The sequence below is a fragment of the Bacillus sp. FSL R9-9834 genome (assembly GCF_038006905.1).
Lineage (GTDB): Bacteria > Bacillota > Bacilli > Bacillales > Bacillaceae_G > Bacillus_A > Bacillus_A pacificus.
The window spans coordinates 21,902-47,453 of the sequence record NZ_JBBOWD010000003.1 but is presented as its reverse complement, the minus strand read 5'-3'; the positions used below and the strand labels follow the sequence as shown (position 1 = coordinate 47,453).

The following is a 25,552-nucleotide window of genomic DNA, read 5'->3' as shown; positions in this document are numbered from 1 at the left end:
ATTCTTCCTCCTATCTAATATAATTTGCAGCAGCATAACCATGTAAACTGCCTGATTGAATGTATATCCATCCTGATTGGTTTTTCCTGTCTCTAGCGAATGTTACACTCGATCCCTGTTTTAACGTCCCAATAATTTTACCGCTTTGTGACGGTGCATCACGAACTGCTAACATGTGCGTGCCAGTCACTTTACCATCAGTTAATGCGTATTTATTTAAATCATTGGAAGGCGGTCTTTTAATGTTTCCTGCCCCATCTTTATATCCAAGTTTAATTTCACGATATTCTTTAAAGGTAATATTAAATTCGATATAACCAGGTGCATCTTTCCAGTATTCAAAGTTCTTCACTATCATTTCCCTCTTATAATTGATATCAGGAATGTTTAATAGTACGACTTCTCCCGATTTTTTTAGATCTGAAAGGAAACGACATGACGAAAGCGGATCTTGTCTCACTTCTTCGCCAGGTACTTTATTAAAAGAAAAGAAGGAGGTAAATGTAACCTCCTCCAGTTCCTTCCCATCAAAAAAAGGAACAACTCCTTGTCCCAATGTATTTACTTCTTCTATTTTGGCATCGCCACCTTTTGGCCCGACCCCTTTAGGAGTGTGGGGAAAGGTGTATTTTGCCCATTTTGTAAGGAGAAATATCACGACTCCATCACTCCTAAATTAACTTTTGTTTTTCCTGTAGATGCATCATCTAGTTTATCAGCAATATAATTTACAAGTTTATCAGCTAACTCTACGAAAGTACCGTCATCACCATGCATTGCTTTTGCTGTACTACCAGAAATATTAATATTAAATTCATTCTTAACACTAGTCGTTTGCGTTTGATTTCCACTTGTAGATGATCCAGAAGCTACTTTACTTGGAGTAGCAGGAGCAAATGGTACGCTAACATCTTTAGCTATTTCTACAGCTTTATCGCGTGTGTAATCCTTACGTGCTTCAATACCACCCTCTAAACCTTGCATAGTCCATATACCATATTGGTGGAAAAGCTTCGAGGGGCTATTTATACCAAGCAGTTTTTTTACCGGCCCAGGAACAACACTGTCTATTAAACTAGACACTTTATCTCCTAATCCTGCTGCTGCAGACTTAATACCATTCCAAAGACCTTCCATCATATTTTTTCCTATTTCTAGGAATTTTGCAGGTAACGATTTTACAGAATTCAAAATATCGTCCCAAGTGCGTTTAAAGAAATCTTTTATACTACCTAAAATTTCTTGCACCTTATTTTTCATGCCGCTGATCGCTTCTGTTACCCCTGTACGCACGCTATTCCACGTCGTAGTTGTAAATTCTTTCACCGTGGTCCAGATGTTTTTCACGATATTCCCAGCAGCTTCTAAACCTGTAGAAATGGCATTTCTCACTGCGGAAACCGCAGATGTAACTACTTGTCTTATCCCATTCCAACTCAGACGGAAAACATTCCAAATAACTTGTAAAACAGTAGTAATTACATTTCTGATAACTGAAAATCCAGTATCTATTACTGTACGGATTAAATTAACTGAACCTTTGACAACATTAACTGTTCCATTAAATGCAGCTTTAAATCCAGTCATCAAAGCTTTTCCGATTGCATTAACTGAAGTTGTGAAAATGTTTTTAGCGCCATTCCAAACTGCTGTAAGACCTGTCATGAATCCAGTTTTTATGGCAGCCCATCCACCAGTAAAGATTGCTTTCATAGCGGCAAAACCAGCTTTGAATACACCAAGTAACCGTCCGACGAATAGTAATTGCACACCATTCCAGATAGCCATAAGAGCATTAGTGAATAAGGATTTTACCCCTTCCCACAATCCTTTCCAGTTCCCAGTAAATAATGAAGCGAAAATTTTAATGATTGCTAGAATTACACCAACAACACCTTGGATAAATCCAGCTATATTTTGAAGTGTACCAACTACAATTATTTTCAATACTGTAAACACAACAGAAAGAACAGGTTGCATTGTTTTAAAAAGTGTTATTACTGATTTAATGATAGTTGATACAGCTGACATAATGCCAGGACCGCTACCTTTAAATGCAGAGGCTATTTGTGTTACAAGTGATTTCACAAATGAAACAATTCCTGAAAAGGCTTGTTTTACAGCGGAAACAGTGGATGTTATTTGCCCAACCATTTCAGGCGAAATGCCAGCCATCTTTAAGAAAGATGCGCCTTCCTTAGTTTGTTTCGATCCACCTTTAAGAATCATGAAAAGACCTTGTATAGCCATTTTTACGCTATTAATCACACTAATGGATTGCCTAATTGTAGAAGGGTCTAAACCAGCACTACTTAATAACGAGGTCGCTTTTCCTTCGTTACCACCAAGCAATGCCCCAAAGCCTTTAACGGTATTAATAACGGATGAAATAGCATTCTTCACACCAAAAATAACCCCGATTGCACCATCGGAAAATCCAAGTGTTTTTAGAAAACCACCCGCTTGTGTGTCATTTCCTGCCACTAAGGCTTTAATGCTGGAGATGGCCAATTTAATATTAGTGGAAACGCTCATCACGGTTTTAATTGTATCTGGGCCGAAACCTAGACCTCCTAAAATAGAAGCGCCTTTTCCTTCATTCCCAGAAAAAATAGCTTTGACTCCTGACCAAGTAGACACAAGGAATGACTTAACTTGATTCACCTTAACCATCAATGAATCAAATGCAGATTTCACACCAGAAATTGCACCATTCACGATATCTCGGAAAGTCGTACACTTATTATAAAGAACTACTATAGCTGCCCCGATGGCTACTACTGCAGTAACTACACCAAAAGCAATTCCAATAGTTGTTGCTAATGCACCTGCTGTTAATCCTAATGCACCTGCAATAAGTGTAAACCCTGATACAACACTTGGAACTAGCGCTAGTACAATACCAAATACACCGCCTAACGCAACGAAAATCCCAATAATTGCAGCGACAACAGCGATTGTTGTTTTTGTACCATCACTCAAACTATTAAACCAGCTTACAGCGGATTGCAAACCAGACACAACCATTTTTATCGCAGGCAATAACGCATTTCCTAACGATATAGCTGCACCTTCTAGACCAGACGTTAATTCTGTAATCTGCCCATTGAGGTTGTCAGTCATAGTTTTCGCCATTTTAGATGCAGCGCCATCAGCTTGCTCTAATGCTTTGGTATTCTTCTCTAATTTACCACTACCTTCAGCAAGTAATGCAGCCCAGTTTTTATATGCTTCTGCACCAAACAAGGTTGTTAATGTCGCTGATTTTTGCTGTGCTGTCATCTTACCCGTTTTTTCTTCTAAATCTTTTACAATTGATGGTAGTGGTTTGATATTACCCTGCGCATCAAAGAATGATAGATTTAATTTATCCATCACTTTTGACATTTCCTTCGTTGGTTTAGCAAGACGCCCAAGCGAGGTTGCGAATGCTTGGCCGGCAACAGACCCTTGTAAACCGCTGTTACCCATCGCCATAATTGCTGCTGCCGTTTCTTCCATACTAAAACCGACCGTATGAGCGGTACCAGCAGCATATTTCATCGCTTCACCCATTTGACTAACGTTTGTATTTGCGTTAGCGGCTGAAAAAGCCAATACATCCGCTGTATGACCAGCCCTATCAGCTGATAAACCGAACGAACTCATGATATTAGAAGAAATATCAGCGGCAGCTCCAAGATCAAGAGCTCCAGATGCAGCTAAATCCAACATACCAGGCATAGCTTTCATGATGTCTCCGGTTTTAAAACCCGCCATCGCTAGATATTGCATACCTTCTGCCGCTTCTGAAGCAGAATATTTAGTAGAGGCACCTAATTGCTTTGCTTGTTCAGTAAGCTGCCCTAATTCCCCTCTTGAGGCACCAGATATCGCTGCCACTTTACTCATGGCTTCTTCAAAATCAGCAGCCGTTTTTACACTTGCTCCAAGACCAGCAACTACAGCTCCGCCTGCTGCACCAGCAACTGCACCCGTAGTAAGTAATGACCCTTGCGCTCTTTCAAGTCCGTTCAGCATTTGAGCATTTCTTTCACTCACACCGCCAAAACGTTGTTGGAGCTGGCTCATTCCGTTACCTGCTTCTACTGCACTTTGACCGGTTCGCCGTACCGAATCACTGGTTTGGTTCGCTTGTTGATTAGTTTGTTGCATAGCAACATTAAATCTTTGCGTTTGTTGGGTTAATTGCGCAGTTCTCTGTGTTGTTTGTTGTAATGCTGCTGCCCCTGTGTTTTGTATACGCAGCGAACTATTTAACTGTCTTGCAGCTTGCGATGTCCGCTCCATTTGTTGTGTAATTCGCTTTAAAGGAGCGGACATAGCGTCCATTAAACTAATCTTACCAGTTACTTCTTTACCCATATTCCACCGCCTTTATCATTCTTGGGCCTCGGCAGCTGCATTATCTTGTGCTTCTTTATCCCGTTCGTCTTGAATTAAGCAAGAAGCAATTAAAAAGAGTTTTTTCTCATACTTCATGAGAAAAAACTCTTCAGGATCAATATGATGTTGTTGAAACAGCCTATGGGCCCAAGATGCCATCGGGTCGGTGCTTATTAGTTTTTTACGTCTTCAAGCTCACTTTCAAATGAACCTGAACCTAGTCCGGATAATTCGATAATGTATTGTGTAGCCGTAACAATACCGCCTAGAGATAACATTTTAGGGATAATTAACCATGGGCTTGGTACAGGAACACCAACTTTTTGGGCTAATTCAGGACTATCCCATCTAATATCAGTACGAGTTTCGTCCGTAGCTGTAGCGATTAATAACGCATTGTACTTTTGCTCATCTTGAACCTCTAAGATTTGACCATTAGGCTGTTTGACACGCTTAGTTGCAGCTTTGCGAATATTTTGCTCTTCTTCTGCTGTAATTGACTTAAATGGAATGGCTAATCTATTACCATTGATAGCTTGAATTTTTTCTTCTCCACGAACACGGTCTTCTACGTTTACTCCAAATAAATCTTCTAAACTAGCGAATTTTGATTTTTTAGTTTCCACTGCTTCTTTATTTAAATTAGTCATAATATAATCCTCCGTTTTTTTATTGTTAATAGAAAAGAGAGGGAATCCCCTCTCTTTATTGTTTATAGAAAGTCGTAATCATCAAAAGTGAACGGGAAATCTCGTTCAATTACATCTTTTGTTTTAAATGCAGCAATTGTTACCTCATCAAATGAAATGTTCTTAAGTGCTACCTTCGAATTGGCCGAACCTACCATTTCATCAGGATCATGCAGCTCTGAAATAAGTGTAAGTAGTGCATCTGGATCGTTTAAAATATCCTTTGTCATTTCCCATGTTTCTGCTGTTAAGTAGACCTTCATTTTCCCTGATCCACTTGCCCCCATAATTCTGTTACCTTCCATAAATGCATTCGCTCGTTCAATCTTCTTTTTATCGAACTTGATTTTCGCTTCGAATTCAGTCACTTCAAGTAATTGGCGTCCTTTTTGGTCAATAACACCGCCATATTTACCACGTACAGTCTTACGAGTATTTAAAGTTGGTAAACTATTATCGAATACTGACATACGCTCTCTCCTTTACTAAGCTACTTTATTTTTGTTGTACACTTTTTCAATCGCGTCGATTACAACGTATTCTGTAATGAAATAAGCTTCATCTTTATATACCACCTTACCGTTACTTTCAGTATGGCGAGGATCTTCATAACAATTAAATGTACCTGTTTCAATAACTTCATTTTCTGCTAACTTTTCAAGCAGTTCATCCTTAATCGCTTGTGCTGCTGCTAATCTACGAGCCTGTGTATTCGCTCGTGCCATGAAACGATTGAAAATCTTTTCTTCTGCTGTTGTAATATAATCAATAGCTTGTACTACTTTAACCTTTTGTAATGTACGAATAGCAGAGCGCTCATCAGCTTCTTTGGAAATACCAACTGCTTCATCGATATTTCTAATCGTCGTCATCGTATTAACTGCAGTGTTAAAACGAACTGTTTTTCCCTCTTGGAAGAATAATAAATTACCTTCTGCTAATCTACGTTTCGTTTCAGTTACAGATAATTTTTCTACTGAAGTGAAAGGTGTCTCTTTTTGCGTCATACTCTCATTCAGTGGGCAGGAAATTAGTGCTGCAGCTACATAAACGGCTACTTCTTCAGCTGTATATTGTCTGTCATACGTAGATGCTTTTTGAATATTGTTTGTTACTGCATAATAATCGATTTCTTTCGCGTCTTCTCCACCTGTGTAACCAGTAATAAGTCTTCCTGAGGAACGACTAGTCTGCACAAATTGGGTTAGCATTGTTTTAACAGCTTTGTCTTGTACGCCATCAAGACAAATTCCATTGAAGTCTTCTTCTTTTGCTAAGGCAAAGAAATTAGCGTAATCCTCTACCTTCACTGCTTCACCACTTACACCGCCAGCAAGAGGTACATTGTTAATATCTTCAATTGTTTTTGATCCATCTACCTTAGTAACTGTTATATACAAACTATCCTTCGTTTTCGTTACCAACTCGTCGATTGCGGAAAATGTAATTCTTTCAAGCTCCACGTTATTTTCAACAAGAATTAACTGTTTAGCGGATTCATCACCGATTTTAGGACGAATTGTTACTTTGAAATTATTCCCTCTTGTCCCTGTGTAAAGGGCTTCAATTTTGATCGCTTGCAAATCTAATGCTGCTTTCTTCGCATCCTTTGTAGCGAGACGTACTGTTTTTAATGTTTGAATAGGCGCTTTAAAAGCAAGATCTAATAGATGTGCCGTTTGGCCAATGAAATTCGCCTTCGCTTCTTCTGGAGAATCTAAATCCACTACAGTGTTCTCTATACCCCAATCCGCCTTGATTGGCATGATTAGGACACCACGTGCATTTTTATTAATCGCTTCTCTAACAATTAATTCTGTATAAGAGTAAAAACCTGACTCTACTTCATTACGCCCTTCTTTAAATGCTTTTGGCATCTTACTATTCCACCTCTTTCTTTAATAGTGCTTTTATCTTTTTTTCTGCAGTGGCTATGTCTATTTCTTGAATATCTTGTAACGCTGCAGTTGCTATATAATTTGGAACATTGAACAATTCACTAGCTTGTTCAACTATTTCAGCTACTGGATAAACAGGTGCTGATTTAACGTTTTCTACCTTTTCACTTCTGGCCATATCTATCACCTCACGTTAATACTATTGTGGACCTTACGTAACGGCTGAACCTCTTCATCTAAACTCAAAAATCTCTCACCTTTAACAGTGAAAGTCCATACATCAACATCAACTTGTTTCATTTCGAACTGTACATCCTCTAACCGACCCCCACAGGGAATATATTTATCGTCAACTAAAGGAATATCAAAACAACAAAGTAGCAACGCTTTTTGGATATTCGTTTCGAAAAGCATTGCTACAGATTCCGGCTGTTTCTCTTTATCTAAAAATAAGGTTCCATGAATCAACGGCCGATATTTGAAGAATCCAGATGAATCCTTAGTCGGCTTACCGACTGGTGATTTAAGATAAAAAAAAGGAGGATCTGATTCCTGCCTCCTTCTTGTTGTGTATCCTTTTATATCAGTTGTATCTTGAAGAAATTTCAATACCGCTTTTAAATCAGATGAAACCAAGTTCATTCATAACCTCTCCCACTCTGTCCTCAAGCCAGCGTAATGCTTCTGGCTCGAATTCATGCCAAGAGTCTTCTAACATATGAGCGCCTTCTACCCATTTACCTGCTTTTTTTGCAGCTTCTCGGCTCATTCCACTATTTCTTGTCCTGTGACCTGCTTCAACGTACTCAGCGTATTCTAAGTTCGAACCAACCACAATTTCAATGCCGTTTCCCATGCCAACCTTTAAACAGACGGCACCATCACCATCCACACCCGCTCCAGCAGATAAGAAAGAGTTTCTTAGTGCCCCTTGGTCAACTGGCGTTTTCTCAGCAACCATCGTCATAAGTTGAAGAGCTAATGCCTCTGCCCATACTTCAAGTAACTTAGGAAGTTCACGGTTTATTACGCTTATCATTTGCAACATCCACTGATCAAACCCATCTAAGGTAAAGCCACCTTCAAAATCTCCACTCATACCGTAACATCCCCCTTTAGGTCAATCTCAAAATGATGAATGCCTTCTCGGTCAAATACCGGATATGGTTGTGAAGCGATATAACGGCCTAAAAAATATTTTGTCTTCGGGTCGTATACATCAATTGTGTCTCCTGCTTTTACACCAGGGTAAAGCGTGTGAATGAAGACGACGTTGTCAATTTCGACTCTGCCTAGTACTTCATTCACTTTGCTTTGGTTTTTCTTAACGAGGGCGCAGGGAAGATCAGTAGCGACTTCTTTTAAGTCTTGCTTACTGTCGTACTCACTCTCATCAGAAGAAATACGAGAAACAGTCATTCGGTGAAATAGTATCGATTCATATCTACTCAAAAGAAAAACACCCCTGATTCGTTCCCTGTTTGCATGTATGGCTCAAGTAAATCCATTGCAAGGTCACGATAGGATGTACCTTTATCAGCGAATGTTTCTTTATAATCAGAACGCTCAATACTTTTCACCTGCTGCGGCTCTTTCTCGTCTTTCACAAGATAACAGACAGCAAGTTTGATATCATCAGGGACTTGCTCATCTATTTTTTTTACCTTTGAGCACACAAAAATAGAAGCTCGTAATAGTGCGGCTTCCAGATCATTCACGTTATTTAGTTCAGCAAATAAGCTTTTCGCTTCATCTGCTGTAATTAAGCTCTTCATCACACATCGATTTGCATTACGCCTGATGGATAGTTTAACTCAGGGAATGCAGCTTTACCGATTTCAACGAATTCATCACCTGTATTATCTTCTTCCCATGTTTTCACGTAAACGCCTGGTTGTCCTTTTTTCGCTTTCGTAGGACCTTCTACAGTAGAACCAAGCGACTTCTTACCATCAATACCTAAGAAGACAATACGATTTTCAGGTAAGTAACGTTCTGTCTTTCCATTTTCAAACGTGATTTCTAAATCATTCATTACAATCGGTGGGATTTTCCAGTTTTTTAGGTATACTGCTAATTCATCCGGTGTTACTACACCACCTGCAATTCCTTTAATTTGAGCGACAATCGCCTTAGACTGCAACATATCAAAGTAAGAAGTATAGGACATATGGAGTTCTTGTGGTAAACGTCCAGCATTCGCCTTTTTGAATTTCTCCATCATATCGATTAAATCCTTAACTGGATTAGAATTTTCATGGTCACTCCATTTTGTTGATACTTTCACTGCTTTTGGAACATTAAATGGTAGTTCAATTGTAAATCCATCAATATTGTAATCAATTTTACCTTTATACAAAATGGATGTACGTAGGTACTCTTCTGTTTCTTCAACACCCATTTTAAGATTGTCGATATGATCAAGGGCTTTATCAATTATTTGTTGACGCTCTTTATCATGACGAGGATTCATAATTGTTAATGCATCTCTTTCGTCAAAGCGGTATTTATGGTTCATTTTAGCAACTTCACCAAATACTCGTGCTAGTCCTTGTTTATCACGCAATGGAGCAGGAGTGCCAAATTCATTTAAGTTTGCTGCTACTACGTTATGTTTTTCGAAGATATCCATTCCGAAATCTAACGAGAAGATTTGCTTATCACGTGGTAAAAATTTCAGTGTTGTTGAGGTAAATGGAATTTCTAATGCTTCAACATAACCAATTAATGTTTCTCGTTTGAATTCATCTAATTGTAAAAATGTTCCCATTCAGTTTCACTCTCCTTATCGAATATCAAGCATTTTTGCTTTTGCTTTAAACTCTGCTGTAATTGCAGGGCATTTCGCTTCATTTACATAGCCGCCTACAAGCCCTACTCCTTGCACATCGTTCTCTCCAATACGGATATCACGTAACAATAGCGAGACTTGACCTGTAGCTTCTGCATCCGTTGTTTTATCAAAAGGACGCGTTTTCTTTGATGTTGCATCAAAGATTAATGATGTACCAGCAGGAATAACACCTGGTGTAAATGCAGTGTGATCTAATGTAACTGTAATCTTTTTAGCACCAACAATATCACGTAAAATTTCTTTTCCTGCTACAATCGTTTCACTTCGAGGATATAGATTCAATTTGCTTCACTCCTTAATTTTTTTGACTACGTCTCTTCGCTAATTCTGCACCTTTATCGTAGTCTGTTTTCGATGCAGGAGGATTTCCACCACCTGGTGCAGTACTTCCTGGTCTTTGTTGCCCACCACCTCCTTGACCACCTGGCGCTGCTTCCTCACTCATAAATAAGAATGGTTTATCTGTTTTCACTTGTTCTAGTACTTCTTTCATATTCGTAATCTCGCCACTATCTGGATCAGCTTGTAATAACGGCTTTACTGTAGCAAAAAGAATATCTGCATCATGTGGTTTATATGATGTAGCAGCTTTTACAAATGCAAGTTCTGTCTTCAAACTATTGTTTTCTGAAGTAAGAGTTTCGTTTGAAGTACGTAATGCTGCATCTGCTTCTTCTTTCGTTTTTGCAGCACCTAATCTATCTTGTAAATCTTTAAATGACTCCACACCCAATTTCTTATATAAATCCGCTTTTGCTTGCGTTTCTGCAGCTTTCTTAGCATCAGAAAGCTGCGTATCCAGTTGTTCCTGCGTATATGTCACAGGTGGATCATTCGGCGGATCTGTTGGTTGTGGGTCTTGTGGCGGATCAGCTGGCGGATCAGCTGGCGGATTTGGGTCCGAAAAGTATTGGAAGTTACCTAAACGTAATCTAAATGTCGGTTTTACTTTTTCATGTAATTTCACTATTCTTCACTCTCCTGTTTCTTCTCTTTTCTGTACTGCTTATGATAGTCAGCAGCAGTACTTACATTTTGCTCTTTTGCGTACTCTTCAAAGGTCTTCGCATCAGTACGATACGTTTTTCCTGTTTCAAGGTTCCTTGCTGCACGTTGACGATTTGAATTATCGAAGCCTTTAATGACAGATACAAATGTTCTACGGCAATTTGGATGGGCTATTTCTGCGATATTTTTCGATTCTGCGACTGTGAACTCTTGACCATCGATAGCACGACAAATTGGGCACGTTCGATTATCTAACGTTTCTAGTACTCTAACACCAGCGAGTAAGCTCATATTTAATTCGTCGCAGCGTTCATCAAAGTCATACATATATTCCTTCTTCGCTGCATTACTAGCTGATATAATTTCAGTTCTAACAAGTCTTTCACTCTTATATGCTTCTTGTCCAATTCTCTTCTGCAATTTAGCGGCAGTTTTACGAAAACCCTCACCACGTTGCATCGAATTAAGCAACGTCACTCGAAGTTCCTCTTGAAAGTTTTTTGTTTTACCCCATAAGTTATCAGAGAAATGACCATTTCCCCAGTCCTTATTTAAGAGCTTTTTTATTGCTCTTTGCGGAATAACTGGTGGCACAACAATATAACCTTCAATATGAGCGGCAGCTATATAAGAAGCAAATGCATAATCTACTTTCGCAACTGTTTTAATTGATGTAGATGTAGTCGCTATAGCTTCTTGACCAATTCGCTCTATGCTTCCTTCCATCTGCCTTAGGATTGCTTCTAAATCTTTCCCTCTTCTGATTTCGTCCCAATCCCATTTATCTTCTGGTGCTCCTAAGCTTGTACGTGTATATAAATAAGAAAGCTCTTTATTTATGTCTTGCAAAAACTCTGCATACACTTCAAGCAGTACGCGAATACGCTCATCTTTAAACTTAATTAGCTTCTTTTGTTGCTCTATTGCCATTTCCTGAAGCTTTTTCAGTTCTTCATGATTCATAGCTCATCATCCGTTTTATCGCTCTTCTGCATACGTTTATCACGGTTTGCGATGTGACCCTGTATGTTAGTTAAATCCACTTCTTGTTTCTCTGCTGCTTCTTTTTCTTTTCGTTTTAATTCCTCTTGTACATCTTCTACAAACGGAAGCAGCTGAAGCAGAGTGAACTCAGATAATTCCACATTACCGATCTTCATAATCATTTCTACAAGCTCTTTCACATTTTGTGGTTTATTGCGATGGATTTCCCACCAAATCCACTTATGATTATATAAATCGTTATTCTCATTACGTGGATTCAACGTTTCTTTTAACGCTTCTGCCGGATTATCATTGCCACCATCTATTAATTTCTGTGCATTTAGCATTAAAGTGATAATCATGAACTTACGTCTGATATATCGCAGCAGATATATTTCCTTCTCATTCACTTGCAAATCAAGTGGAGCGTATAACTGCTCAATTGCTACACCTGATAAATCGCCAAGTGCTTCCTGCTTATATATTTTAGGTAGTTGAGAAGTTTCAAAGATTGAATCAATGATAGTTTTCGCTTGCCATTCAATCGGTTCGTTCTTCATATCAGCAATTAAATACTTAACATCTACATTTACTCCTGGTTTCCCTTTAATACCGATACCTCTGCTTTTTCTCATTTCTAACATTTTATCTTTGTCAGGATATTCTCCTATGAATGCTAGATATGGATCGCAGAACACATCTAATCGATTTGAATTATCCGATACTAAACGTGCTAATTCTTCAAGTTGCGAAATGACATCATCAGATAAATTACTTGGGCCATACTGAATCTTTCCACCCCGTGGTTTAGCGAATTCTCCATTTTGAAAATACGCAGCGGGTACAACAGGTATAGAATGAATTACTGGATTTGTAGTGTAACGTTTATCCATTACAAATGAACCATTCTCATGCACTAAATAAGTAACTGTTGCCGCATCATATACTTCTACATACTCAACTTCCTCATCTCCTACTCTATCCTTATAACGATGAATAGCAGCAAGCATATCACCCTTATAATCGAATACAGGGAAGCATTCATTTATTGGATATGATTTGTATTTAATCTCACCAAACTCATCAAAATAAAAAAGGACTGTCGCAGCACCTGCAATCAATCCACGTTTCGTATTCAAATAATCAACTGCATGGTCCTCATTCTCTTCTAATACATGCTTTAATTGTTCCCTAAATTCTTCAACTACTTCTTTATTTACTCCCTTATCAATTACAGTATCAGGAACATCATAACTTACTGGTTTACCTAACATATATGAAGCTGGCATACCGCAAATAAGCTTCGAGTAATTGACTACAATTCGATGGTTCGGATCGTCATCGCGCTTCTTAGGACGCTTTAATATTTCAAAATCACCATCAAATATATTTTGTCTTTTTTCAATATCTAATAATATCTTGTCGTGCTCTTTTAAAATATCATTCAAAGGTTCCCACTTATCTTTCATTAACAGTTCTGTATAACTCTCTTTCACATTCACACCTCCTTTTTGTTTAAAAAGGGTGCGGAACCACTCTTTTAAGCGTTCAAACATAGCGCACCTCCTAGAATACACGTTCAAATGATTCAAATGCTGGCTCAACATTTGCAAATGCCAGTATAACTGCATCAGCACGGTCAGGTGATTGCAAGCCGCGTTTCTTCATATCTTCTTTTTTCTCAAGAGCAATCTTGCCTCTCGATGAAATCCGATACTTACGAGTTGTTAATTGTGAAATAAGCTTTTCATCATCAGGAATACTAAGTTTAGGCGCTTCATTTCTCATGTAACCTGAGAAGTTTTCTTCTAATAGCTCTCGCATATTCGCCCATAATTCTGCACTCAGATTTTCGTAACTTATATCACTTGCAGAAGAGCCATTGTGAATTGGTATAACTTTGATATGACTCAACCCCTCGTCATAAACAACCTCGTCTAAACGGTCTACTACACCGCCACCAACACCATCAGCATCGACTTTAATGTGTATTTCTCTTATAAATGGATATTGCTTCATATATTCTCTTGCTGCTTTTAATACCTCACCAGCAGTTTGCGTTGTACCTTGCTTACTGAACCTTTTTAATTCAGTCGCTACCATACCAATACGTGGTACGATTACTGATTCATCATCACCAAAACGAGCAACGTCCACTCCTAAATGAAGTATTCGTTCTCTCTTATCAATTTGAATAGGTGTAGCAGCTGCTTGCTCTGCATATTCAAGTGGAATAAAAGCATCAGCTTCTGCTTTCGGAAATTCTCCTAATACACGAACACGATACACATCACTATCCTCGTTATACTTACGTTTTAACATTTCAATATTGTCTTTACTTGTACGAGGTGAGTCCATACTGGATACTTTATGAGCTTTGTACATATCGCGGTCTTTATTATGGGAATCATAAAAAACCCCACTTGTTCGAGTCGGGTTTCCACATAAAAGTAATTTATTTTCTTCACCTGATAACGTACCAAGAATCGCTTCCATGATTGGATCAGCAATACCAGAAGCTTCATCACATACAAATAACATGTAATCTTCATGGAAACCTTGCATATTCTCAGGTTTGGTCGCTGTTCTTGCAGTAGCAAACCAACGTTCTTCACTACCAATCATGTAAACTCTTGTTTTTGTCCACTTGAGCAGGTTCTTTACTTCGCTACGTTCTAACCATTTAGCAATTTCAGCCCATAATACAGTAAATAACTGTTCCTTTGTAGGAGCAGTACAAATAACTTTAGGGTTAGGTCTGCAACATAAGAACCAAAGTACTGTTACCGACTCAAGCCCTGTTTTTCCTACTCCTTGACCAGAACGTACTGTTACCTTTGGACTCTGTGCCAAATCCATAAGTACTTTCTTTTGCCATTCATCAGGATAGAAACCAAGCATATCTTCAGCAAACGCTACTGGGTCATCCCAATAAACATCGATTATTTCCATAAACTCGTTAAATGAAGTATTACTCATACTTTTCAGCTTCCTTCATTTTACGTCTACGTTCCGCTATCTTCATAAGTGATTCTTTCCAATCCTCTGTGTTTTGGCCAGTATCACTATCAATCTTAATAGCAGCAATTTCTTTCTTAAGTTTTTCAATACGCAGTTGCTGTTCTTCTGTTTTAGCTAGCTTATCGCATTTTTCAATAAGGTTGACCAATGTTGTCATCGCTCTGGATTGAGCATTCATAAAGGTAGCATGACGATCCCACGCGAATTGAAATTCGCATTCTTCCTCAGTGGGTACTGTTGTTATGGCTTTATTATCATCTTGGAAAACTTCACTTCTTATTTTTTTTAATTCCTTTATCATTTCTTCTTTTGATTCAACGAACATAATCCGTTGCGCCCTAATAATGGCTGTATATTGAATCGTTATATTTTCCAATAACATATCGATCGGGTCTTTCTCCATTATCTCAGCAGCCAAGTCAGCAACCTCGTCAGGGAAGTGTTTACGGAAGAATCCGTGTGTTACAGCATTGTCATTCCTTTTTGGTGGACCATGCCCTACTGCATTTTTATTCCCATACTTAGGGTTACGATTCCCTGGATTACCAACCGCATTTTGATTTCCTTTTAAAGCAGCCGATAACTTTTGCGAAGTACTACGTTTCTTCTTTGCAGTACTACAATCATTTTCTTTTGCAGTACTACAATCAGAGCCATCCAATTTAGCTACCCATTTATCTCTAGATTTCCAAGAAGAAATTGTTTTTTCTGGTTCTTGGAGAATCTCAGCAATCTTTCGATTTTTAATTTCTCCATTGTGCTCCTTGAAAATCTCAAATGCTTTATCTCTGTTCGGGCTTCTAGATTTTGCCACGACCACCACCTCATTTTAATCAAAGAATCTTATTTTAAAAAATTCATAACGAAAACTAATTTATGCAGGGAAATGTATAATATACACAGAATAACTGCCGATAACTTGCATTATGTAAATAAGACGGATGGGAAATACCTTGATATCAGTGTTTTTGTGATTTCCTATGAATAAGAGGTATTCATAATTTTATACATTGGCTTAAAAACGCCATTTTCAGCACCTAAACACCGTTATTTCCTGCATAAACTTCACCTTATTAACTATCTATATTTTCGTTCGGTTTTATTCTACAATCATCCAGTCGTCCGCTAACATATCAGATTGGTACGCTTGAGCAGGAGCAACACCGCCCATATCTTTTAAAACCGCAAAAATAGTTGGACCTAAATAAAATGATGTCTTGTATCCTTCGTCCTTTGTTTCATTAAGATATGGTTTATTTGATAAAAACCAATAACCACCCCAAATAGCACGAGTTACTTTCTTGCCTTTCTTTAATGCATTTATCGCATCACCAAAACTTAACTCTTTTTCAATTACACGCTCATACATCATTATTATTTCCTCCTCTATTTTCGTTCGTTGTGTTCGTTTGTTTTGTAAATATGATCTCCTACAGCAATAACTAACTTCTCAAATATCTCTATCTCACTATCAGTCAATTGTTTTAATAAACCATCAAAAGAGTTCATTCCGTATTTACCAACTGAGTAAGCAGCCGTTTTAATCATAACCCCAACAAATTCACTTGCATCATATTCTTCACCGTTTTTATAAGCAGTGTATCTTTGTAGTTCATTCATCCCCATATAATCCATCCTACTCCCAATCCAATCAAGAACACTCCTAAGGTGCGAAAAGCTAACCAGAATAATGCTTCAAGAACCGCTTCACCTAACCCGTACATTCCTCTCACCCCTTATCCCTAAATGCAACACGTTTGCGCTTATCTTTCCTTAACAACAAATAAGACACTAAACCGATCACGGCAGTGCCTACGATAATTGCTATTGGTTTAATCATTGTCATCCGCAATTAGATGCTCTAGCCCTTTTACCGCCTTATCATCAACATACATAGGTATCCTCTTTAGAATTTCTAGTATGTCTTGAACAGATTGAATCTTATCTGGGTCAATTTTACGACGTTTTATCGATTTTAACTTTATTGTATTATTTGGCGTAGTTCTCCACATCGACTCATCCATCATTCATCCTCCTAACCCAATGTCCATTTTGTTCAATCTCACGTTTAATGTGTAATTTCTATATAACAAAGAAAAAAGCACCCGTTATGGATGCACTTTTCTTAATCTATAATCTTTACTGTTTTTCCGTCTTCTTGTAGGGGTACCGCCAGCATTTCGGAAAAAAACCACGTTAAGAATTTTTCGGTTAATGTTCCCCTGATTTAAGGACAATACAAGGGGAGAAAGAAACATCTATGCTGAAAAGTGTAACGTATACTTTTGGAAAAGGTTTATGGCAATCATTTTGGTAATTACTTTTGGTAAAAGACTACCTCTTTGCTATCAAGAACCTTAACCAAGATTGAATAAATTACAAAAATTATGGTTTTTGGTAACTAAAGTTTTCCTTAACGCTGTTAAAAGTACTCGTTTTTATGTTGAAATTTGCTTAACGTGGTTTTTTTCCGTTTTGCGGTCTGTACCCCTTGTAAAACTAATTGCTTATTACATTTAACAGAAACTTCTCCAGCTTCAATACGATACTCAATTATAGTTCCGTCATTGTACTCACTTACACTAACTATAGTTTTAGCTGTACGCTCTAATATTTCGTTTTTTACTAACTCTCTACCTTCTAACGCGATTTCCATTTCCATATTATCCCCTCCTCTCCTATTCTATCTATTCGACAGAAAAGAAGAATATCCTACAAAACAAAAAGCCCCATTACTCCTACTAATAACCCAAGTGGAACTTGAGCCTTCGAAGTAATCAGGCTTTTTCAAGGGGATGGGAGAAACATTCACGAAAGGGGAATTTCGCAATCATTTCAAGGTCAAGATTACTCTCAACCTTCTCCAAGCCACCGCATCAACTGTTTTGGCTACACGCCCTGTGTTCGGTGACCTGGAGAAGACTAAGAATCTTCTCGTTTTAAGTCCGTGGACTCGAGAGCTAGGGACTCTCTTATAAAGGTTTTTTAATTTATATCCAGAGGGCATATGTTTATTCCGGCCCCCTGTTTGAACCAATATACAAGGAGGACAGTAGACTGTCTATATTGGCTCAAACAAAGAGCGGAAGCTCCTTGCATAGCGAAAATTCGTGAGTAATCGCTATATGTCCTGTTCAAATTGATGAAGAAGCCTATTTTAATATTTGTTTTCTTTCCATAAACGCGATGTTCATTTAATCATAAATAAACCACCCCATTCCATTTCCAGAAACAAATAACAGAGAGTAATAGACTTATATTCACTATCAACCCAGAGGACGCATTCTGGGTTGAATACTAAATATAATAGAAACAGCATGACGAATGCGAGTTATCTCACACTCGCCACACTGGAATATGTCTTCATTTGTTTTAATTGGTCTTTTCGTCTTTTGCGGATTCTTACCGCCTTGCCCGCCCTACTATGCGGTATACGTTACCGTGACATTCTCGCATAAGAACGTTTCACTGATAGGTGTACTAATCCTCTTCGATATGCGGTTGTCAAAGGGCTTGTACATATAATTTATAATTTTTGTCATTTTATTTAGTCCCCCAAAAAGTTCGCATTTTGACCGCGTTTTGTTCGCTATTTTTAGATGATTCCAAGTGCTGTAGCAATCAATTTAACCGCACTCTGCTTCTTCTCATAGAAATATGTCTTCTTGAGTAGTAGATCATGATAAACATCTGAATCTTTTACTCTCTCGTTAGTTAAAAACTTACGCTCAACGATTTTACGCTCATCCTCATCTAACAAATTATTAAGTGCTTTTTCTACCTGCTGGACCTTCCATTTACTCGTATTTCTTGAATCACGCAACTCAGGGAATAAACTAATTCCTTCCTGCTCCACGTCATTACTGAATCTCATCTTGAGCGCTCTGTATTCCTTTAATACACTTACTACTTCCTTTTGTACCTTCTTATCATCGATATCCGGTAATAATGTTAATTGTTTCTCCATGAAGGAATCCCCCTATTTCTGAATTTGTCTTTTTACATTCACATCAGGTACGTGAAATTTTACTATCTCTTTGTTGAATAAGGGAAACATGCATAGCGAGTAGCCCCCACCATCCACTCTGCATGGTTCCGTTATCCATTAAGCCTTTAATAATTTGCGTTTCTTGTTGGCCATCTTCTCTTTCGCTGCTTCAATGTTATTCGCTACTTTCTTATGGTCCTGATCAAATTGAATCATTCCATCAAACATAGATGGTGCTATAGCTTCATCAACGTATTGCAAGTAATCAACTGACGCTCGTTCCGTCTGTTCTACTAGGTACCCATAAATATCGAAGTCTGCTCTTGGTATAGACTTCTTGCCCTTCGGTTGATGAGACATCCTTACATAAGATTGAATGACCGATAGTGGTACAACGAATATTGACTTGTCCTTGCTAAATTCAATAAGGAAGAAACAAATCGCTCCCATCTTCTCTGCTTTCTCCAGATAATCTAATTGATGCTGTGCGATGTTCTTTAAATCAAATCGTCCAGGATTCTCTGTAGATTTGGCTTCGAAGGCTATAGCTCGTCCTTTATACACACCGTCATAGTCTACTGTACTTTTAGCTTCATAGAATCCATTTAGCACACGGCCACCTTTACTTTTCAACACCTTCACAGGAGTCGGACGCTTGTTTATAAGCGCCACTCCACCTCTTTGATACATTTCATTCGCTAGATTGATAAGCATTTCAAATGCCATCCCACGGTTTTCTAGTCCCATTGTTATTCCTCGCTTTCTATTCAAAGGATTATTTTGTTCTAAATTTTCCGCCCTCGTTTTTCTCGAAGTAATTGGTAATTACGTATAATGACGCCCTTAACGTTATTTCTTTCCTCTATATCATTGGCGATTGCAAATATCATATTTCTGTTCATTTTCTTAGTGATCGTTATTGTAGCGCTACTCTCATACTCACTTTTGTCTTTTTCATCATAAAAAGTGTAATTAATAAAATACTCACAATATCTTGCTCTCATTTCCCTCTACCTCCTTTTTAGTATCGAAAAGAAATATAACTCGGATCTACCACACTAGTTACAAATGATTTGCTATAAAAATACTTTGATTTAACATGAAATGTTCTGCATAGTACTTGTATTTGATTAAACGATGGGATAATTCTTGACCGCTCTATCTCAATCAACTTATTAATATCAACCTCTAACAATTCAGCAACTTGTCCTTGAGTCATTCCGAATAAATGCCGAAGTTCCGTTAACTTCTCACCGTTAAAATTACTCACAATATTTCGGTCCCTTCTGAATAAAACTCAATATTTCGTTAACACTATAGGTGAGGAATTTTTACATACCCGTTAATTCCTCCCTTTTTTTAAGGGTTGGGCAGTTAGTTTCCGCTAGCTGTCCTTTATTCATTTGAATAATTAGCATAACTTTGTGCATACTATCTATAAGCTGCTTTCTTAACAGTGTTGGCAGCCCGGAATCTTTTGTCAAAAGGAGTAGTTAGCTTTTGCTAGCTGCTCTTTTATTTTTTTTACAACATCTTTTGGGCAAGCACGTAAAATGTATGGCAATTCTCCTGTTTTAGATAAACCAAAGTCCCCTAATCTCGATACCATTACCACGGTATATTCTTCTCCTTTATAGAAAACTTTTTCACCTTTTAAAATACCGTTATAACCAACTATCCTGTTGTATCCATACATTGTTACACCTTTTAATTTCTTATCAAGTTCAATCATTGCAATTGTCTTAATACCATCATTATTCTCTTCTGCTTCATGCCACTTTATATCTTCCAATCTTTATTCCCCCTTGAATAAAGCCCAAAATCTTGGCCATACTATAAATAACACTTAATGATTGAACTTTCTTCTTAACGTTTCTTTCGTAGAGCAGTTAGCCTTTGCTAGCTGCTCTTTTATATTCCTGTAATTCCTTCTCGAGTCTTTCAATATGTTCATCCCTTATTTGAACATCATCTTTTAAAAACTCAATTTCCTCTTTAAGTTTCATCCGTTCGTTAAACAATTGGCGATATTCGTGTATAGATGAATCACGACTTGCTCTAAGAAGCCCAATTTCTTTATTCCTCTGTTTAAGCTGCTTTACAGCATGATCGAAATCAGCTTTTAATAATTGATACTTTGTAGAGCCTTTCATCCTAGCACCTCATTTCTCTACAAAATGAAATTTTTATAATAAACCTTCAATCTTGGCTATCGCTTCAAATATCGGATAGATCTGTTGTGGCACCACCGCATTACCCAGAAACCTCAATCTATCTTCGTCCAATCTTGTGGCAGTCCCATCATCCATTCCACAAATTGAGGGTTGATTTTCTTCCCAATATGTTCTGGAAAGTGTTCCCCTATTGACCCCGGCAATGTTTTCCCGTGGCTGCCGTTTGCTTCTGAAGGGCACAACTCTCGGATCGGCTTGTAATTTTGACTTGTCGTTGGAGTGGCCAACAATAAATGTCCGGTATCTTTGATGTGGCGCCCCGACACTGACAGCCGGTAATACGAACGTCCTTGTCGAGTAGTTTTCTTCTTCCAAGTCGGAGAGCACGGTGTCCAAGCCCATTGTGACGTGTCCAGCAACATTTTCTCCAACAAACCAAGTGGGTCCGAGTTCTCTGATGAGTCGGAAGACTTCTGGCCATAACCATCTTTCGTCTTCTGCACCTTTTCTCTTTCCGGCCATGCTTTCTCCCTGACAGGGATATCCTGCTGAAATAACTCCAATTGAATCAACGTCAACACCTCCATCTAGTAATGATTGTTTCGTAAGTTTATATAAATCCGGGAAAATAGGAATGTTAGGATAGTTCTTTCTAAGTACTTTCTGATTGAACTCTTCTATTTCGCAAAAGGCTGCTGTATCAATCCCAGCCCAATCCGCTGCCATGCTTATTCCTGCAATTCCCGAACATAGATCTAACATTTTCATACCCTATTCCCCTTTGTTTTAAAATAGCGTTTTTGTTTAAATCCACCTTTTTTTAACTATGGCTTTACTAATAATTTCATGCTAAAATCCACTAGGGTGTTTATTTTTATATTATTTTTGGAGGCTTTATGAACAATCAAAACAACAATGAAACAAACAACATCAGTAGACTATTAGCTCTTTTTCTAATAGTATCACCACTATTAATACCTATCGTGCTCCCTACAGCCATAATTGTAGGAATGAAACAATGGATGCCTAATGACGTTGAATACCCAAGTATAATGTCACTATTGATCTTATGTATTGGATTTTTCATAGTTGGGATCATCTTCTCATTTGTATTACGCGTATTTAAATTATCTGAAGAAAAGCTAAAAGAATTAGGTTTCTTAGGATTTACAATTTCAATTGTTAGTACCTTCCTGACAATGTATGTCGGATATTTTTGGCTAGCAAAATTTAATTTCACAGCAGTGCAATTATCACCACATGCTGTATTAATCTTTGCGATTTTATCTACTATTCTTTTAGAAGTAATCTTTAAAGTGATTGATAAATTTGATACACCTGATGCAGAAGAAACACTTAAATAGATATTAAAATGATCATCTTAGAGTACATATCAACATGTGCTCTTTTTTCTTTTAATCAAATAACGATTTTGTTTAATTTCTAACTTTTATCACATTAGTTTTAAATGCTTCACCCTTACGGTTAAAGGATACAATATTCATACCATGATAATCTCTGTGCCACCGGAAAGTTGGATCTAATCTATTATTAAACTCTCCATCAAACTTTCGTATCGTTGAAATTTTGATATTCTTCATTCCCATAAAATTTTCTTCACCTATTTTTGTCATTTGTCTATTTCTTGTATGTCTCATCCGTTCCATTCCCCTCCATATCTTTTATCACTAAATGTAAATATTAAGTTGTAAATTTAATTTACTTAGTGCTATAATTCGAGAGATCGATAGTTACATTCACTGATCAACCTCATGTAATTTTAATAAAAGTTCTCGAGATTCAGCCCCTAACAGCGCACCGTTAGGGGCTGAATTCTTTCCAAATAAAGATTTTATTGTACAACTACACATACCTAAACAACATGCATACATTATGGTGTGTATTCATTCAATATAAGTTTTGGTAAGAGAGTTCTTTGGCAAGAGCTCTCTATTTTTAAAATAAGAATTTTGTTTTAATACTCTACGCAATCCTCACACCAATACAAAATTTTGTTTTTATAACTCCAATCATTTATGCCTCGGATCTGGTTTATATTTAATTTCTTGTCACATAAGTAACAAGTTTTAACTTTTGTTTTTCTCCATCTTTGTTTCTTCATCGCCGCTCCTCTTTTCTTATTCGAATAACTATTTTATTAAGAAATTAACCCTCTTTTTTCACCATACTTTCTACGAAATAAACAGGGTTTACACTTGTTGCATCGAACAATTCTCCATCTATTAAAACTGCATTTTTATCCTTGTAGTACTTAATTACTATCAATAACAATTTGTCATTATCTAATGGTGTTACAATATCACCATTTTTAAACTCGTCCAGATCACGACCGCCTTTTGAGAACATCCTACGACGCTTTTCCTGCACAATTTCCTCTGCAGTAGCTTTTCTCAATCCGTCGTCCCAATATGCCGCTAACCCCTCTCGCATATTATCTGTACTAACATATCTACCGTCTTTTTTAGTAACCTTCCCAATCAATACATCCTCTTCATGGCATACCCAATCATCAATTTCAAATTCATTGATAACATCCCACGCTTCAGTTACAGCAGCTACCTCAACAGGATTTCCACCCATGTATCGCAATCTAGGAAATACAATTACGATTTCTTTTCCATCTGACTGACGTTTAAACTTGTCGCCATCCTTAAAACGCCCTTTCTCCATACCTACCAGGATTTCTCCTCTTGATAATTCCTTTATTTTCATCTTTCATTCTCCCTTTCTATTCAAATAACGCTTTTGTTCAATCTTCTATCAAGCTATTAACTAAGTCACACAATTTTTTTACTTCTTTCTTTAGAGCCCGTTTTTCATTATCCAGTTTCTCAATTTCATCTTGATAAAAATAATACGGTTGATTACCACACCAAATTTTGTATTCATCATTTTCAGAATCATAATTTACTGACAAGCATGATGGTGGCTCTAACGAACGTACAACTTTTATCATTTCATCCCACGTCTTTGCTGTTGTATACATTGACATTTCCGTTCCTCCATTTCTAATAAAATTCAAATTTGGTCTTTATCAAAAACTTCAATATCATGTAAAACCTGCGTAAAGATTACATTGATTCATCCTATCTACCCAATAAACGTTATATAATGAACTTGCAAATACCCGATTTGCACAATACTTGCTTTCCATACGACTTATGCTTGAGTGCTAGGAGAAATCCTAGCCTTTTTTTAATATCCGCTCGCTAACCGATCATAGTTAACTTGGTTCTTATCAAAGTACGACTTTTCCATATCTCCAAACGTCATTCCCATTCTTAAACCTATTTTTATTAATGCTGCTAATGATAAGCAATAACCGTCCAATTTATTAAGGTTTGATTTGTAAATGAGATCGAATAGATCGTGAAAACTATGAGAATCTACAAATTGCAACTCATTATGAATATTGTTAATATCAATTACGTTTTTTGTTAATTCACTATGCCCGTACTTATTACCTAAACTGGCTATAAAGTGCATGCAATCCGCCCACTCATCATACTGACGTGCCTTATCATCCTTCTTGTTTTTCTTCCAGTACTTGAAGAATCCAATCTCATTACTTAGTTCACCCAACTCCGTGTATAAAGCCTGCGTTACGTCTCCAGTTAAGTTTTTCCCTTCTAACCCATGAACCTCAACAACCTTACAATCTAGCTTGTCCTGCGCTTCAAAAATCTTTTGTATATTTAACACTTATATCCGCTCCTTATAAGTAACTTTTCAATTTCTCTTTCTGTTTCTTCAACACTTCCAAAGAAAGTTGTGTTTTCCGCTTCTCGCTATTCAATCCAACCAAGTGATATTCCATTTTGCGAATCTCATCCTCTACTACTTCGAGTTCGTTTTGCACCTGCACAGCAGTTTCTTTCTTCACGCGATCCCTCCTACAGTCCTAATGCGTTCATGAGCTTTCCTTCATCAAAACCATAAATGAAATTACCGTTTTCGAATTCAAAAGTAGGAGCTGTTTGTATTCCTAAAATTTCTTGGTGTGCTTTACCTTCAGGTGTCTCTAAATTAATTTCTGTAATCTCAACTTCTACGGGACAAGATGCAAATAACATCTTAGCTCTCATGCAATTAGGGCAATTATTTTTCGTAAACATAGTGATCTTAGTTGCCATTCTCTTCATTCTCCTTCGCCTCTGCTAATAATTGAGTTACTTCAAACGTGCCGTGCTCTGTATATTTCATTGTGTTTCCTCCTTATGATCAGATAATAAATCTTCTAATGCGATTGCCGTTCCTTCAAATGCGTGCCACTGCCCGTTATAATATCCTGCTAACCCTAAATCTCCACTATCAAAAGCCTTGTCGGATTCCTTTCTACTATCTACTGCCGATTCATGCAATCCTCTTATAAGCTCTTCAATCGCTTCTCTCATTCTCTCCATCTCCTTTTAGTAGCCCCGCCAGTTCCTCGCAACTCCCCTCAAAGAGATCACGCCCATCGGGTAGCTTGTATATGTGATTATCGATTAATTTATTGATTAAAACGTCTTGCCTGTCCATGTTGCCTC

Annotated in this window: 38 protein-coding genes; 1 reads left to right on the top strand and 37 read right to left on the bottom strand. The window is 37.6% G+C overall.

What is annotated here, in order from left to right; genetic code table 11:
• Window positions 1-10: 10 nt before the first annotated feature.
• The 29 genes from MKY00_RS29640 to MKY00_RS29500 form a co-directional block, all read right to left on the bottom strand.
• Window positions 11-658, bottom strand: a complete 648-nt coding sequence (locus MKY00_RS29640) for an SH3 domain-containing protein (RefSeq protein WP_153474199.1) — start codon at window positions 656-658, stop codon at window positions 11-13.
• Entirely contained in the window at window positions 655-4,365 is a 3,711-nt protein-coding gene (locus MKY00_RS29635) for a phage tail tape measure protein (protein WP_074585892.1), read from the bottom strand. Before MKY00_RS29635 ends, MKY00_RS29640 begins: the two co-directional genes overlap by 4 nt.
• Before the next feature lie 15 nt (window positions 4,366-4,380).
• The gene (locus MKY00_RS29630; protein ID WP_153474111.1) at window positions 4,381-4,545 is read right to left on the bottom strand and encodes a hypothetical protein; all 165 of its coding nucleotides are present in this window, start codon (window positions 4,543-4,545) and stop codon (window positions 4,381-4,383) included.
• Window positions 4,546-4,559: 14 nt separating this feature from the next.
• Complete coding sequence (locus MKY00_RS29625) at window positions 4,560-5,036, bottom strand: phage tail assembly chaperone (protein WP_074585893.1); 477 nt, start codon at window positions 5,034-5,036, stop codon at window positions 4,560-4,562.
• Window positions 5,037-5,098: 62 nt separating this feature from the next.
• A complete protein-coding gene (locus tag MKY00_RS29620) occupies window positions 5,099-5,545 on the bottom strand; it encodes a phage tail tube protein (protein ID WP_074544195.1) in 447 nt (148 codons plus the stop codon).
• A 15-nt stretch (window positions 5,546-5,560) separates the two neighbouring features.
• Window positions 5,561-6,952 carry a phage tail sheath subtilisin-like domain-containing protein gene (locus MKY00_RS29615; RefSeq protein ID WP_074585894.1) on the bottom strand — a complete coding sequence of 464 codons (1,392 nt, stop codon included), beginning with the start codon at window positions 6,950-6,952 and terminating at the stop codon, window positions 5,561-5,563.
• Window positions 6,953-6,956: 4 nt separating this feature from the next.
• The gene (locus MKY00_RS29610) at window positions 6,957-7,151 is read right to left on the bottom strand and encodes a hypothetical protein (protein ID WP_074544193.1); all 195 of its coding nucleotides are present in this window, start codon (window positions 7,149-7,151) and stop codon (window positions 6,957-6,959) included.
• Window positions 7,152-7,156: 5 nt separating this feature from the next.
• On the bottom strand, window positions 7,157-7,615 hold the full coding sequence (locus tag MKY00_RS29605) for a hypothetical protein (RefSeq protein WP_074585895.1): 459 nt from the start codon (window positions 7,613-7,615) through the stop codon (window positions 7,157-7,159).
• Window positions 7,596-8,072, bottom strand: coding sequence for an HK97 gp10 family phage protein (locus MKY00_RS29600; protein WP_074544191.1), 477 nt, complete (start codon window positions 8,070-8,072; stop codon window positions 7,596-7,598). Before MKY00_RS29600 ends, MKY00_RS29605 begins: the two co-directional genes overlap by 20 nt.
• Window positions 8,069-8,425, bottom strand: coding sequence for a hypothetical protein (locus MKY00_RS29595; RefSeq protein ID WP_074544190.1), 357 nt, complete (start codon window positions 8,423-8,425; stop codon window positions 8,069-8,071). The genes MKY00_RS29600 and MKY00_RS29595 overlap by 4 nt, the downstream gene beginning before the upstream one ends.
• Window positions 8,422-8,748 carry a hypothetical protein gene (locus MKY00_RS29590; protein ID WP_074585896.1) on the bottom strand — a complete coding sequence of 109 codons (327 nt, stop codon included), beginning with the start codon at window positions 8,746-8,748 and terminating at the stop codon, window positions 8,422-8,424. The genes MKY00_RS29595 and MKY00_RS29590 overlap by 4 nt, the downstream gene beginning before the upstream one ends.
• Window positions 8,748-9,743 carry a major capsid protein gene (locus tag MKY00_RS29585; RefSeq protein WP_074544188.1) on the bottom strand — a complete coding sequence of 332 codons (996 nt, stop codon included), beginning with the start codon at window positions 9,741-9,743 and terminating at the stop codon, window positions 8,748-8,750. The genes MKY00_RS29590 and MKY00_RS29585 overlap by 1 nt, the downstream gene beginning before the upstream one ends.
• Window positions 9,744-9,758: 15 nt before the next feature.
• A complete protein-coding gene (locus tag MKY00_RS29580; protein ID WP_074544187.1) occupies window positions 9,759-10,109 on the bottom strand; it encodes a hypothetical protein in 351 nt (116 codons plus the stop codon).
• 13 nt (window positions 10,110-10,122) lie between these two features.
• Window positions 10,123-10,794 (bottom strand): phage scaffolding protein, encoded by a 672-nt coding sequence (locus MKY00_RS29575; RefSeq protein ID WP_074585897.1) that lies wholly within the window; start codon window positions 10,792-10,794, stop codon window positions 10,123-10,125.
• Entirely contained in the window at window positions 10,794-11,798 is a 1,005-nt protein-coding gene (locus MKY00_RS29570; protein ID WP_074544185.1) for a minor capsid protein, read from the bottom strand. Before MKY00_RS29570 ends, MKY00_RS29575 begins: the two co-directional genes overlap by 1 nt.
• Entirely contained in the window at window positions 11,795-13,375 is a 1,581-nt protein-coding gene (locus tag MKY00_RS29565) for a phage portal protein (protein ID WP_074585898.1), read from the bottom strand. Before MKY00_RS29565 ends, MKY00_RS29570 begins: the two co-directional genes overlap by 4 nt.
• Before the next feature lie 10 nt (window positions 13,376-13,385).
• The gene (locus tag MKY00_RS29560; protein WP_074585899.1) at window positions 13,386-14,798 is read right to left on the bottom strand and encodes a DEAD/DEAH box helicase family protein; all 1,413 of its coding nucleotides are present in this window, start codon (window positions 14,796-14,798) and stop codon (window positions 13,386-13,388) included.
• A complete protein-coding gene (terS, locus tag MKY00_RS29555) occupies window positions 14,791-15,654 on the bottom strand; it encodes a phage terminase small subunit (RefSeq protein ID WP_341035570.1) in 864 nt (287 codons plus the stop codon). Before terS ends, MKY00_RS29560 begins: the two co-directional genes overlap by 8 nt.
• Window positions 15,655-15,939: 285 nt before the next feature.
• Window positions 15,940-16,212, bottom strand: coding sequence for a Thoeris anti-defense Tad2 family protein (locus tag MKY00_RS29550; protein ID WP_000990090.1), 273 nt, complete (start codon window positions 16,210-16,212; stop codon window positions 15,940-15,942).
• 14 nt (window positions 16,213-16,226) lie between these two features.
• The gene (locus MKY00_RS29545) at window positions 16,227-16,466 is read right to left on the bottom strand and encodes a hypothetical protein (RefSeq protein ID WP_000525645.1); all 240 of its coding nucleotides are present in this window, start codon (window positions 16,464-16,466) and stop codon (window positions 16,227-16,229) included.
• A 206-nt stretch (window positions 16,467-16,672) separates the two neighbouring features.
• The gene (locus MKY00_RS29540; protein ID WP_341035569.1) at window positions 16,673-16,864 is read right to left on the bottom strand and encodes a hypothetical protein; all 192 of its coding nucleotides are present in this window, start codon (window positions 16,862-16,864) and stop codon (window positions 16,673-16,675) included.
• Between the two features lie 398 nt (window positions 16,865-17,262).
• Window positions 17,263-17,502, bottom strand: a complete 240-nt coding sequence (locus tag MKY00_RS29535) for a hypothetical protein (protein WP_074585885.1) — start codon at window positions 17,500-17,502, stop codon at window positions 17,263-17,265.
• A 933-nt stretch (window positions 17,503-18,435) separates the two neighbouring features.
• Window positions 18,436-18,807, bottom strand: coding sequence for an ArpU family phage packaging/lysis transcriptional regulator (locus MKY00_RS29530; protein WP_074585887.1), 372 nt, complete (start codon window positions 18,805-18,807; stop codon window positions 18,436-18,438).
• 138 nt (window positions 18,808-18,945) lie between these two features.
• Complete coding sequence (locus MKY00_RS29525) at window positions 18,946-19,575, bottom strand: Holliday junction resolvase RecU (protein ID WP_074585888.1); 630 nt, start codon at window positions 19,573-19,575, stop codon at window positions 18,946-18,948.
• A gap of 38 nt (window positions 19,576-19,613) precedes the next feature.
• Window positions 19,614-19,832 (bottom strand): hypothetical protein, encoded by a 219-nt coding sequence (locus MKY00_RS29520; protein WP_016718361.1) that lies wholly within the window; start codon window positions 19,830-19,832, stop codon window positions 19,614-19,616.
• Window positions 19,833-19,849: 17 nt separating this feature from the next.
• The gene (locus MKY00_RS29515) at window positions 19,850-20,098 is read right to left on the bottom strand and encodes a helix-turn-helix transcriptional regulator (protein ID WP_016718362.1); all 249 of its coding nucleotides are present in this window, start codon (window positions 20,096-20,098) and stop codon (window positions 19,850-19,852) included.
• A 210-nt stretch (window positions 20,099-20,308) separates the two neighbouring features.
• On the bottom strand, window positions 20,309-20,620 hold the full coding sequence (locus MKY00_RS29510) for a hypothetical protein (protein WP_061182770.1): 312 nt from the start codon (window positions 20,618-20,620) through the stop codon (window positions 20,309-20,311).
• A 97-nt stretch (window positions 20,621-20,717) separates the two neighbouring features.
• The gene (locus tag MKY00_RS29505; protein WP_016718364.1) at window positions 20,718-20,981 is read right to left on the bottom strand and encodes a hypothetical protein; all 264 of its coding nucleotides are present in this window, start codon (window positions 20,979-20,981) and stop codon (window positions 20,718-20,720) included.
• 33 nt (window positions 20,982-21,014) lie between these two features.
• The gene (locus tag MKY00_RS29500) at window positions 21,015-21,770 is read right to left on the bottom strand and encodes a DNA cytosine methyltransferase (RefSeq protein WP_016718365.1); all 756 of its coding nucleotides are present in this window, start codon (window positions 21,768-21,770) and stop codon (window positions 21,015-21,017) included.
• 128 nt (window positions 21,771-21,898) lie between these two features.
• Between MKY00_RS29500 and MKY00_RS29495 the strand changes: the two genes are divergently transcribed.
• On the top strand, window positions 21,899-22,366 hold the full coding sequence (locus MKY00_RS29495) for a hypothetical protein (protein WP_060630990.1): 468 nt from the start codon (window positions 21,899-21,901) through the stop codon (window positions 22,364-22,366).
• A gap of 72 nt (window positions 22,367-22,438) precedes the next feature.
• On the opposite strand, the gene MKY00_RS29490 is transcribed toward MKY00_RS29495, so the two are convergent.
• From MKY00_RS29490 to MKY00_RS29455, 8 genes are all read right to left on the bottom strand, one after another.
• Entirely contained in the window at window positions 22,439-22,660 is a 222-nt protein-coding gene (locus MKY00_RS29490; protein ID WP_001216585.1) for a hypothetical protein, read from the bottom strand.
• Between the two features lie 508 nt (window positions 22,661-23,168).
• The gene (locus tag MKY00_RS29485; protein WP_074585850.1) at window positions 23,169-23,735 is read right to left on the bottom strand and encodes a hypothetical protein; all 567 of its coding nucleotides are present in this window, start codon (window positions 23,733-23,735) and stop codon (window positions 23,169-23,171) included.
• Window positions 23,736-23,772: 37 nt separating this feature from the next.
• Window positions 23,773-24,015 carry a hypothetical protein gene (locus tag MKY00_RS29480; protein ID WP_229137026.1) on the bottom strand — a complete coding sequence of 81 codons (243 nt, stop codon included), beginning with the start codon at window positions 24,013-24,015 and terminating at the stop codon, window positions 23,773-23,775.
• Window positions 24,016-24,218: 203 nt separating this feature from the next.
• Complete coding sequence (locus MKY00_RS29475; RefSeq protein ID WP_074585946.1) at window positions 24,219-24,725, bottom strand: dUTP diphosphatase; 507 nt, start codon at window positions 24,723-24,725, stop codon at window positions 24,219-24,221.
• 13 nt (window positions 24,726-24,738) lie between these two features.
• Complete coding sequence (locus tag MKY00_RS29470; protein WP_167738248.1) at window positions 24,739-24,906, bottom strand: hypothetical protein; 168 nt, start codon at window positions 24,904-24,906, stop codon at window positions 24,739-24,741.
• Between the two features lie 10 nt (window positions 24,907-24,916).
• Window positions 24,917-25,156 (bottom strand): glutaredoxin family protein, encoded by a 240-nt coding sequence (locus MKY00_RS29465; RefSeq protein ID WP_074585945.1) that lies wholly within the window; start codon window positions 25,154-25,156, stop codon window positions 24,917-24,919.
• A 66-nt stretch (window positions 25,157-25,222) separates the two neighbouring features.
• Complete coding sequence (locus tag MKY00_RS29460; RefSeq protein ID WP_080495939.1) at window positions 25,223-25,417, bottom strand: glyoxalase; 195 nt, start codon at window positions 25,415-25,417, stop codon at window positions 25,223-25,225.
• Window positions 25,401-25,544 (bottom strand): Fur-regulated basic protein FbpA, encoded by a 144-nt coding sequence (locus tag MKY00_RS29455; RefSeq protein ID WP_074585943.1) that lies wholly within the window; start codon window positions 25,542-25,544, stop codon window positions 25,401-25,403. The genes MKY00_RS29460 and MKY00_RS29455 overlap by 17 nt, the downstream gene beginning before the upstream one ends.
• Between the last annotated feature and the right edge of the window lie 8 nt (window positions 25,545-25,552).